This is a genomic window from Clostridium sp. TJA032, from assembly GCF_058310275.1.
The window spans coordinates 1-10,774 of record NZ_JBZEFB010000006.1 but is presented as its reverse complement, the minus strand read 5'-3'; the positions used below and the strand labels follow the sequence as shown (position 1 = coordinate 10,774).

9 protein-coding genes, 6 tRNA genes, 2 rRNA genes and 1 other annotated feature are annotated in these 10,774 nt (G+C 27.4%); of the genes, 1 reads left to right on the top strand and 16 read right to left on the bottom strand.

Features of this window, described 5'->3' with window-relative positions; genetic code table 11:
- Positions 1–171 precede the first annotated feature (171 nt).
- Positions 172–342, top strand: coding sequence for a hypothetical protein (locus AC4FRL_RS10955; RefSeq protein WP_491140267.1), 171 nt, complete (start codon positions 172–174; stop codon positions 340–342).
- Between the two features lie 72 nt (positions 343–414).
- Here AC4FRL_RS10955 and AC4FRL_RS10950 read toward each other — a convergent pair whose 3' ends face one another.
- The 16 genes from AC4FRL_RS10950 to AC4FRL_RS10875 form a co-directional block, all read right to left on the bottom strand.
- Positions 415–1,296 carry a metallophosphoesterase gene (locus AC4FRL_RS10950; protein ID WP_491140266.1) on the bottom strand — a complete coding sequence of 294 codons (882 nt, stop codon included), beginning with the start codon at positions 1,294–1,296 and terminating at the stop codon, positions 415–417.
- Between the two features lie 96 nt (positions 1,297–1,392).
- Positions 1,393–1,483 (bottom strand) — tRNA-Ser (locus AC4FRL_RS10945).
- A 5-nt stretch (positions 1,484–1,488) separates the two neighbouring features.
- Positions 1,489–1,579: transfer RNA gene (locus AC4FRL_RS10940), tRNA-Ser, on the bottom strand.
- 106 nt (positions 1,580–1,685) lie between these two features.
- On the bottom strand, positions 1,686–1,952 hold the full coding sequence (locus AC4FRL_RS10935; protein WP_491140265.1) for a hypothetical protein: 267 nt from the start codon (positions 1,950–1,952) through the stop codon (positions 1,686–1,688).
- Between the two features lie 225 nt (positions 1,953–2,177).
- A tRNA-Ser gene (locus tag AC4FRL_RS10930) sits at positions 2,178–2,268 on the bottom strand.
- A 33-nt stretch (positions 2,269–2,301) separates the two neighbouring features.
- Positions 2,302–2,392: transfer RNA gene (locus tag AC4FRL_RS10925), tRNA-Ser, on the bottom strand.
- Positions 2,393–2,528: 136 nt separating this feature from the next.
- Entirely contained in the window at positions 2,529–2,942 is a 414-nt protein-coding gene (locus AC4FRL_RS10920; protein WP_491140264.1) for a hypothetical protein, read from the bottom strand.
- 117 nt (positions 2,943–3,059) lie between these two features.
- Positions 3,060–4,337, bottom strand: a complete 1,278-nt coding sequence (gene serS, locus AC4FRL_RS10915; RefSeq protein WP_491140263.1) for a serine--tRNA ligase — start codon at positions 4,335–4,337, stop codon at positions 3,060–3,062.
- A gap of 87 nt (positions 4,338–4,424) precedes the next feature.
- Positions 4,425–4,628, bottom strand: a binding site (T-box leader).
- A 58-nt stretch (positions 4,629–4,686) separates the two neighbouring features.
- Positions 4,687–4,920 carry a DUF1667 domain-containing protein gene (locus tag AC4FRL_RS10910; RefSeq protein WP_491140261.1) on the bottom strand — a complete coding sequence of 78 codons (234 nt, stop codon included), beginning with the start codon at positions 4,918–4,920 and terminating at the stop codon, positions 4,687–4,689.
- Between the two features lie 12 nt (positions 4,921–4,932).
- Complete coding sequence (locus AC4FRL_RS10905; protein ID WP_491140259.1) at positions 4,933–6,327, bottom strand: NAD(P)/FAD-dependent oxidoreductase; 1,395 nt, start codon at positions 6,325–6,327, stop codon at positions 4,933–4,935.
- A 143-nt stretch (positions 6,328–6,470) separates the two neighbouring features.
- Positions 6,471–9,224 (bottom strand): UPF0182 family protein, encoded by a 2,754-nt coding sequence (locus tag AC4FRL_RS10900; RefSeq protein ID WP_491140258.1) that lies wholly within the window; start codon positions 9,222–9,224, stop codon positions 6,471–6,473.
- Between the two features lie 319 nt (positions 9,225–9,543).
- A complete protein-coding gene (locus AC4FRL_RS10895) occupies positions 9,544–10,050 on the bottom strand; it encodes an HD domain-containing protein (RefSeq protein ID WP_491140257.1) in 507 nt (168 codons plus the stop codon).
- Positions 10,051–10,315: 265 nt separating this feature from the next.
- Positions 10,316–10,391: transfer RNA gene (locus AC4FRL_RS10890), tRNA-Ala, on the bottom strand.
- A 5-nt stretch (positions 10,392–10,396) separates the two neighbouring features.
- A tRNA-Ile gene (locus AC4FRL_RS10885) sits at positions 10,397–10,473 on the bottom strand.
- A gap of 3 nt (positions 10,474–10,476) precedes the next feature.
- A 5S ribosomal RNA gene (gene rrf / locus AC4FRL_RS10880) occupies positions 10,477–10,595 on the bottom strand.
- Between the two features lie 95 nt (positions 10,596–10,690).
- Positions 10,691–10,774, bottom strand: a 23S ribosomal RNA gene (locus tag AC4FRL_RS10875); the annotation flags it as partial.

Here is a 10,774-nt window from a genome sequence, read left to right as displayed (position 1 = left end):
TTCTCGCTTAAGTATACTAACATTTTATACTTAATTTTAACTTTTAAATAGCAATATAAGAAAAAATTTATATGAGTTATTTTATTGTAGAAATCCATTAAAATCCATTATATAATAATGGTGAAATCATAATTATTTAATATGGTTATTAACCAGTAGGGGGTATTTAAAGTGAAGATTAGTGACACATTTAAAAAGTTCGTAGATGCTACTGCTGAAATCGAAACTAAACTTGGAAATCCAATGGCTTGTTTCCTTGATGAGCAAGAAAGAGAAGAAAAAGAACGCGAGGAAAAAGCAAAATCTGAAAAAAATAAGACTAAGGACAAAAAACATGATTAATTAATCTATTGAAATAAAAATTTGTTCAAATAAAAAACTCTAATGTTTTATTTAAAACATTAGAGTTTTTTATTAGTAATTTTCTATTTTAACAGGTCCACCTATAATATCTCTACCAACAAATAAAGCGCCCTTATCATTAACCTTTATTGTCCATTTTATAAGAGAAATTTCTCCTTTAACTATTTCAATAGCTGTAACAGTTCTTGGCAAAACACAACATCCAATATTAAAATAAGTAGATTCTTTTTTGCTTTTAGGAAATAAAGTTTTATGAGTATGGCCTAAAATTATCCTAGTTTCATTTTCTTTAGCCCAAACTCTAATTTTCTCATCAAATAAATTTCTCTTATTATTACTCTTTGCTGGACTTGTAGGGTCCTTAAATCCTAAAAAAGCTTCTAAAATAGCCCAAACATATCTAACTAAAAATTTTGATAAAAATGCTAATTCATTATTTAAAAAATCAACTTGATGTCCATGAATTATGAAAAAATCTTTTTTACTTTCTTCATGAAAAAGAACTAAGGCCTCATATATCTTTAAATCATTATAAAAATTAATAGCACTATGACTAAATCTATTCTTTCTCTTGCTTCTTTTTAAAAAATTTATCTTAGACTTATCTATATCATGATTTCCATATAGCATATAAAGTCTATTTTTTTCTTTAAATTTTTCTAATATTTCATAAACCTCATAATTCATATCATATATTTCTTGTATGTTATTAAATTTCCAAAGTTCATCACCATCACCAACTTCTATATAAGTAAAGTTATTTTTATAATAATACCTTATAGCTGATAAATATATATTTATATTAGGAGCTAAACTATCCTTATATGTGCCATCACCTCTATGACAATCACTAAAAAACACAATTTTAGAATCATTATTAAAAATAATCCTTTTAGAACTATTCTTTAAATCATGTAGTTTTTCAATTTTCATTAATAACTCCAAAAACTTTTTCCTATATAAAATATATTTTTAATATATAAATATATTCTTAAAATAAAAAAAAGCATCTAATAAACTAGATGCTTTTGGCGGAGAATCCGGGATTTGAACCCGGGCGCCGGTTGCCCGACCTACTCCCTTAGCAGGGGAGCCTCTTCAGCCACTTGAGTAATTCTCCACTTGTGGCGGAGAGAATGGGATTCGAACCCATGGTACGCTCACACGCACGCCGGTTTTCAAGACCGGTGCCTTAAACCAACTCGACCATCTCTCCATGCTCGACACATTTATTATTATATCACTTTTATTTTATATGTCAACTATTTTTTTAAAAAAGATACTATTTTTTTCTCTCATTTATAGTATCTTTTTTCAAATTATTATGTTAATGGGATTTTAACAAATAATATCCAAGTAAATACTGTTAAAACAAACCCTATTATATTTAATATTAATGGAAATTTCCCTTCATTATGCTTTTTAACAGCTATATAACCAGCAATAATTCCAGGTATTGAAAAAGGTAACCCCACAATAAAAAAGTATAATGCTGCAAAAATACTACTCCAACCTAAGTATAATGATAGTGTGTATGCTGTTGATCTTTTTGGTTTTTTAGGTCTAACTGGACCTGATGATCCTTTCAAAATATCTCCCCCCATTAAAATTAATATAATTAAATTATACATTTTTACATATAAACATAATTATATTATCTATAAATTTTATATTAACAATTTTTGTATATAAAAATATATTTTTTCTAATGTGTTATATTAAAAACTTTTATATAAAAGAAATGAATCAAAGACTAAATAATATTTATGGCTTTGCCTTAAACATAATAAAAGCACCTAGTAAACTAGATGCTTTGGCGGAGAATCCGGGATTTGAACCCGGGCGCCGGTTGCCCGACCTACTCCCTTAGCAGGGGAGCCTCTTCAGCCACTTGAGTAATTCTCCATAATATCCCATTTTAATTTTTTATAAAAAAAATGGCGGAGAGAATGGGATTCGAACCCATGGTACGCTCACACGCACGCCGGTTTTCAAGACCGGTGCCTTAAACCAACTCGACCATCTCTCCGCGGTACGATAACAATTATATCAACTAAATATATATATGTCAACACTTTTTTATAAAAAAACAAGATATTTTATTATTATTGATAAAATATCTTGATAAAATATCTTGATAAAAACTAATTTAAATAAAAAACATATTATCTATCTCTATAATAACATCCGCAACCACAATTAGGTCTTTCTGGTTTTTCAGGCTTATTATTATTTTCGCTATAAACTTTATAACACTCTATAGTATCAAATAAATTTTTAAATGCTTCTAAAGTAACTCTATTTAAATTTTCTTCTAAATTAGAAATATCATTAAATAAGCTTTCTTCTTTTCTTCTTAAACTATTCAACTCTTCTTCTAATTCTTTTATTTTCTTTTGTAAGCTTTCTCTATTCTTAATTTTTTCATTAAGTCTTTCTCTTAACTCCTTACTATTCCTAGTTAAATCATAAGAAATTCTCTCTAGATTTTCACATTTATCAGTTTTATTTATATTATTTTCATGGTCATCATCATATTTATTCCATTTACATCCACAGCTATTATATCTATAATTCATAAATTACACCTCTCTTTTATTTCACCTAATTTATACTATGTTAATAAAACTGTATTTGATACAAAAATAAAAAACGGTATTAAAAATACCGTTTTTTATACAAATCTAATAAATAAATTATTTTAATAAATCACATCTCATATATTCTTTTAAAGCTTCTGGTATAACTACTGTACCATCTTCTTGTTGATAGTTTTCTAATATAGCAGCTACAGTTCTTCCAATTGCAACTCCTGAACCATTTAATGTATGAACAAATTGTGGTTTTTCTTTTGGTGAATTTTTATATTTTATATTAGCTCTTCTAGATTGGAAATCTTCAAAGTTTGAACAACTTGAAATTTCAACATATCTATTATAACTTGGCATCCATACCTCTATATCATATTTTAATGCAGCAGTAAATCCTAAATCACCTTTACATATTCTAACTATTCTATATGGAAGTCCTAATCCTTGTAATACTGATTCTGCATCTTGAACTAATTTATCTAATTCTTCATAACTTTCTTCTGGTTTACAAAACTTAACTAATTCAACCTTATTAAATTGATGTTGTCTTATAAGACCTCTTGTATCTCTTCCTGCTGAACCAGCCTCTGCTCTAAAACAAGCACTATATGCAGCATGTTTTATTGGAAGTTTATCTCCTTCTAAAGTTTCGTTTCTATACATGTTAGTTACAGGAACTTCTGCTGTTGGTATTAAGAAATATCCATTATTCTCAACCTTAAAAGCATCCTCTTCAAACTTTGGAAGTTGACCAGTACCAATCATACTATCTCTATTTACCATGTATGGAGGTAATACCTCTGTATATCCATTTTCAAAAGTATGCTTATCTAAGAAATAATTAATTATAGATCTTTCTAATCTAGCTCCCATTCCTTTGTAAACTGTAAATCTTGAACCTGCAATTTTTCCGCCTCTTTCAAAATCTAAAAGATCTAAATCTGTTCCTAAATCCCAATGTGCTTTTGGCTCAAAGTTAAATTTAGTAGGCTCTCCCCATCTCTTTATTTCAACATTGTCTTCGTCACTATCTCCCTCTGGAACAGCTGGGTTTGGTATGTTAGGAATTCTTAGCATAATATAAGTTATTTTATCATTTAATTCAGAAACTCTAGCATCATCAGCTTTTATTTTATCTCCTATTTCTCTCATTTCAGCCATTACTTCTGTAACATCTTCTCCAGCTTTCTTTCTTTTTGGAATTTCAGCTGAAACTTCATTTCTTTTCTTTTTTAGAGCCTCAACTTCAACTAAGATTTTTCTTCTCTCTTCATCTAAAGCTATAACCTCATCTATAACATTTACATCGAAGTCCTCACCTCTATTAGACAAAGCTTTTTTTACTTCTTCAGTATTACTTCTTAACTTTTTTAAATCTAACATTGCCATTCTCCTTTCAAGAAACCTATTTATATATTTTAAATTTGTTAACTAAAAATTTATATAAAAAAGGAGCCTTCTTTCCCTATAAAAAGGGACGAAAAGACTCCGCGTTGCCACCCTAATTGATAAAATTAAAAATTTTATCCTCTTAAAAAATCTAACGGTTAATCCGTACTGCTCATCACAGTCCCTCACAGGTGGATTCATGAAAATATTGTGTTAGTTCACACCAAAAACCACTAACTCTCTGAAATCAATATATAACATTACTAGCCTGCTCAAAGGTTTTATTATTAAATTAAATATAATATATTAAGAATATACTTTAATATTTGATTTTTGTCAATTCTTAACTATCCTTTGGAAGATTTTTTGTGCAAATAATGTCTACTCCTGTATTCATTATATTTTTACATACTATATTTCCACTTTCAGTTGGTACTCCAACATATAGTCTACTTAGTACATTTGAAAAATCAATCCACTTAGAAATCTCCACAGGTTTATTGCTTTTTACAGGAACCACATTATACTTTTTAGATCCCCTAACTCTAACTACACTAGTAAATATATCCTTATGCATAAAATCACCTCTTTAAACCTTATTAAATTCTTTAATTCTAGAGGCTAATACTTTAGAATTTTTTGAGTCCTCAACTATTTCTGTAGGTTTTTTCTCAAGTTCTCTTGCTAGTATATTTATTATTTTACTTATACAATAAGCCCCATGACAAGTTCCAAAGGTAGCACCTGTTCTTCTTTTTACTCCCTCAACAGTTCTTGCACCTAAAGGACGTCTTATGCAATCTACAATCTCCCCTTCACTAATTCCATTGCAAAGACAAACTATTTTACCATATCTTTTGTCTAAAGATATAAGTTCATTTCTTTCTTCATTAGATAATTCTCTAAAACGATAAAATTCCCTTCTTTTATCTATGAAATTTTTATTTAAGCTACAATTTAATTTATCTATTATCTCATCACATATTATTTTAGATACAGCTGGTGCTATAGTAACTTCACCATAATGGTTTCCCATAACCTTTATATAACCTTTATTCTTTCTACTATCATCTATAATCATTCTATCCTGATTATGATTATCATAAAAAATATCCTTAACATGCTTTCTACTTATGCTATTTATCATCTCTTTAGCTATTTTTAATGATTTCATAAATCCTAAAGAATTATTTGAGTTTATACCTATTAAGGTGTCCCCATTAACTGTATTTTTTTGAATAATAAACTCTTCTTCATTTTTTAACTTCACAACTATATTAGAAGTTTTCTCTTTTATTTCATCATTTAATAATAAATAATAAGTTTTTAGAGCATTTTTTTGCTCATAATCCTTATCCTGATCTATAGTATAGTGTTCACTAGGAGTTGTATTAATAACAAATCTACAAGTAAATTTATTTTTGTTAGTTGTTACCTTAAAACCCTTAGCTATACTTTGTATATCTAAAACTACCTCTTCTAATCTAAAGCTAACTCCATTATCATAAGCTATTTCTGCAAATCCTATAGCTAAATCATACGGACTTGTAACAGCTATATTTTCCGAATACATAGCTTTCTTTATTTCCCCTTTATAATTTGGCTCAATCTCTCTTGCTCTTTCTTCATCAATTAAATAGATATTCTCTATTCCTCTAGATTTTGCCCTATTATAATTTTCTTCAATTATTTTAACTGTCTCATCACTATCTGCAATTGTTAAATGACCAACTCTCTTAAAGGGAACCTTTAACTTTTTAGTTATTTCAGGTAGCATCATATTTCCCATATTTTCTAAATAACTCATTAAATTATCCTTACATTCAGAACCGTCATAAACAATTGCTGTATTAACAAAAGATACGTCATCTGCAATATCAAAATCTTTCTCTATAAGAGCTATATTTAAGTTATACTTTGACAACTCATATGCAACAGAACATCCTATTATTCCTCCACCTAATATCAATACATCATAATCCACATGCTTCACCCCTAGCTCTTAGATATATTACAATAAGAATTATAACATAAAATCATTAAACTATTATACGCCTTCATAAATTTATGAAATGCAAAAGCATGTTAAGTAAATATAAAAATATACTTAACATGCTTAAAATAAAATTATTCCTTAGAAAGCTTATTTAATAAATTTCCTAACTTATCAATAAGTTCTCCATAAGTTGCCCACTCTCCATTTTTCTGAGCTTCTATAGCTTTATTAAATAACCCTGCTGCTTCTTTTATATCTCCACTACCTGAAGTAACTTCTTCCTTGTTTTCCTCTGCATCATTTTCTTCAATATTGCTATTTTCTTCGCTATAGTTAAATAGCTTTAATAGTGCTTTTTCTACATTTTCTTCTATAACTATTTTATCACCATTAGAAAGAATTACTCTCTTCATCTCTGGCATACTATTTTCAGAACTAGCTTTTAAATAAATTGTATTTAAATACAATAAAGAATCCTCTATAGGAACTATAACTAAATCTCCATAAATAACCTCTGAACCTTTTCCTTCCCAAAGGCTTATCTCCTTAGATATATTAGGGTCTTGTTGAATTCTATTTCTAAATAAAATAGGGCTATATATAGTTCTTTGTGGTGGGAATTTATACATTACTAATTCTCCATAATTTTCTCCATCCATTCTAGCTCCTAAAAGTGCTACCATACTTTGCTTTCCTCTCATATTGAAATAATCTAAAAGCATCATTTCAACCTTTTCTTCTCCTGGTAACTTTGTCATAAGGTAAAGCCCTTCATTTTCATCTTCTATTATTTTATTTTCTTCTCTTAATTTAAGAGCAAATTTTTCATCTAAATTTTCTTCTCTTTCAATCTCTCCACCTTGTTTAACAACCTCTAAAGACCTATCCCATAAATCTTCTTCAGTAAATAGCTTTATAGGGTCATCTACATGATATTTAGTTAAAACCTTACTTTGTAACTCAAATAAATCTTGAGGATATCTAAAATGTTCCTTTAAATCTTTTGGCATCATTGATAAAGGCTTAAATAAACCCTTATATATCTTGGCATATGCATTAATTATAGGGTCTTTATCATCAGCTATATAAAAGTCAACTGTTCCATTAAAGGCATCAACTACAACCTTTACTGAATTTCTTATATAATTAACTCCTTCATGAGGTTCTGAAAAAGGATATTTATCTGTTGTTGTATAAGCATCCATCATCCAAACTAATCTTCCATCATGAATAACTATATATGGGTCACTATCATAAGATAAAAATGGTGCTATAGTCTTAACTCTCTTCATAATATTACGATTTAGTATTATTCTACTTTCAGAAGTTATTGAACTAGACATTAATATTTTAGGATTCTTTTCATAAATACTAAATAACACTCTATTTAAAGGTGTCATTTTTAATCCACCAGTTCCATTATAGTTAAATGTATTTTCAGTATCTCCAGTTGGATAATCAAACTCTCCACCTTCAGTATTTACAATTACATAGTCATTATCACTTTCTCCAAAATATATTCTTGGATTTTCTAAATCTATATTTGCAGTATTAACTGTAGGTATATCCTTCATTACAAAATCAGGTTGTCCAAATTCAGTTACACTATTTACTCTACTCATTGCAACTCCATAACCATGAGTATATCTAAGATGCTTATTTTGCCAAGTAGTCATAGAATCTCTATTTATTTCTCTTGGTGATATAAAAACTTGAGTATATTCATCATTTATTTTATATCTATCAGTATCAACATCATTAAATTCATAATAATTTTTTATAAGTTGAACTTGTTTATAAAAACTTAAAAGAGGTCCTGTAGAGTTTACCTTTAAATTCTCAATAATATCTTTATTATTATTAATTTTTTCACTAGTTATATTTTCATTAGGCTCCATTTCCTTAACTTCTATCTTATCAATATTAAAAGCTCTTTTAGTAGCTTCAATATTATGAGCTATATAGGGTTTTTCAAGTTCCATTTCATTTGGTTTAACAACAAACTGTTGAGTAATTAAAGCAACTACAGGCTCTAAAACAATTAATACTGCAACTGTTGCAATAGAAATAACAATTGGTTTAAATTTTAATTTTAAAATAGAAATAAAAACTACTATAGCTGATATTAAACATACTATAGCTATAACCTTATAAAAAGTCATAGTTATTTTAACATCCGTATAACTAGCTCCATAGGCTACTCCCCTAGTGCTGTAAACTAAGTTGTAAGACTTAAGCAAATAACTTCCTCCAACTAATAAAGAAAGAATTGATGCTAAAACTGCTAACTGCTTTCCAGCAAATTTTCTTATTCCATAAGCCTTGTTATTTATACTTATAACATTATCTTTACTTTGAATTATTTTATCCTTAATACCTAAAACTAAATATATAATAACTGTTATTATAACTAAAACTATTATTAAAGAAATAGCTGTGCTTAATATAGATTGTATTAACGGCAACTTAAATACATAAAAAGATACATCCTTTTTAAAAATAGGGTCTATTTCCCCAAAAGAAACAGAATTGCTAAACAATAATATTTTGTACCATTGAGTTATAGCTGTAACTCCTGCACCAAAAAAAGAAATAACTAAATTAAAAATCCAAAAATATTTTTTAGTACTTTTAAACTTTTCATCCCCAACTAAACTTTTAATACTATTTCTTAAGGTTAATAAATATATAGCTATAGCAATAAAATACAAAGCAAATATCGGAATAAATAACTTACAAATAGCAATAAGCTTAGTAAAAAATACGTTTAAATATCCTACTTCGTTAAACCATTGAAGATTTATTATAAAATTAGTTGAAACGAAAAAAATTACAACTATAAGTAAGATACTAAAAATAATAATATTACGTATTTTACTTTTCAAAATTCCCCCTCCTTAAAATTAAATATTTCATATATTAATTAAATTAAAGCAAAAATATTATTTTAAAATAAAATAATAAAAAATATATTTAAATCTTAAATTTAAATTAAAGGTCAAAAAATTATAAATATAAATATTTTTCATATAAACTATATTATTTTACTTATAAGAAAGTATATTATTAAATCTAATAAATTAAGGTCCCTTACTCCCTAACTATTAGATTTAAATTAGTTTATTTTATTATTTTATGTTTATTAATAATATAAATAGCTTTAATAAAATTCTATTTAACTAAGCTTAAATTTATATATAAAAATTAATTTTTATCATCAGCTTCTTTTAATATACTTAAAAATATATTTTTATTGTCCCCATTATAAGAATGATGATTTTTTATTGCTTCTACAAAATTCTTATTGTAATTTTTTTCATTTAAATAATCAAAAGCCTTAAAAGCATGGTTATAGTAAATATATATAGCCTTTATATTTTGATATTTTTGTATTTTATTTTTAGAAATTTTTTTACCTAAAACTAAAAGAGATTTTTTAACTAAATTCAATGGATAATATAGTTTTCCTATATCATGTAATAAACCTAATTTAGCTATTTCAAAAAGCTTTTCTTTAGAAGTTATTCCATTTTTTATAGCTATAGAAACACACTCTTTAGAAACTTTTATACAATGAAACTGCTCTCCTTTTTTTAACTTTAAAAATAATTTTAATTCTTCACTATTTAAAAATGAGCTAACATAATCATAATCTAATTCTTTAAAATTTGCAGAAAGCGCCCATAAAACTTGTTTTATTCTATAAAGCATCTTTTGTATCACCTTCTATTTTAAATAATGTTAATAAAGTAAATTATACCATATAAATACAATTATTATATATTATCTTTCCGTTAAAATATTTATCCACTAAATCACAGGTAATAATTATGTTTTTGTGGATAACTTGTTCTTTATCTTATTAAATATGTGGAAAATTTTAATTTTGAAATGAAATTTACTAGAATATAAATAATTTAAGATTTTTAGAATTTAAGAAAATAAAAAAACTCTAAACAATATTGTTTAGAGTTTTTGGTGGAGGTAAGGAGATTCGAACTCCTGACCCCCTGCGTGCAAGGCAGGTGCTCTCCCAACTGAGCTATACCCCCAAAAATGGTGGACCTTCAGGGACTCGAACCCCGGACCTACCGGTTATGAGCCGGTTGCTCTAACCAACTGAGCTAAAGATCCATGACCTGGCAACCACCTACTCTCCCACACAGTCTCCCGTGCAGTACCATCGGCCTCTATAGGCTTAACCTTCGTGTTCGGAATGGAAAACGGGTGTTACCCTAAAGAGCATCATCACCAGATGACATATCTATGTTATCAAATTTCAAGAAATTTGTCAACATATTTTTTGAAAGATTTTGTTCTTTCAAAATTGCACATATTTAATTTACTATATTTGGTCAAGCCCTCGATCTATTAGTATCGGTCAGCTGAACATGTTACCATGCTTACACCTCCGACCTATCAACCTTGTGTTCTT

Bases quoted from the DNA above. Each gene is read 5' to 3' on its own strand.
- serS (WP_491140263.1), bottom strand. From the start codon at position 4,337: ATGTTAGATTTAAAAAAGTTAAGAAGTAATACTGAAGAAGTAAAAAAA.
- AC4FRL_RS10910 (WP_491140261.1), bottom strand. From the start codon at position 4,920: ATGCATAAGGATATATTTACTAGTGTAGTTAGAGTTAGGGGATCTAAA.
- AC4FRL_RS10950 (WP_491140266.1), bottom strand. From the start codon at position 1,296: ATGAAAATTGAAAAACTACATGATTTAAAGAATAGTTCTAAAAGGATT.
- AC4FRL_RS10895 (WP_491140257.1), bottom strand. From the start codon at position 10,050: ATGCTTTATAGAATAAAACAAGTTTTATGGGCGCTTTCTGCAAATTTT.
- AC4FRL_RS10920 (WP_491140264.1), bottom strand. From the start codon at position 2,942: ATGAATTATAGATATAATAGCTGTGGATGTAAATGGAATAAATATGAT.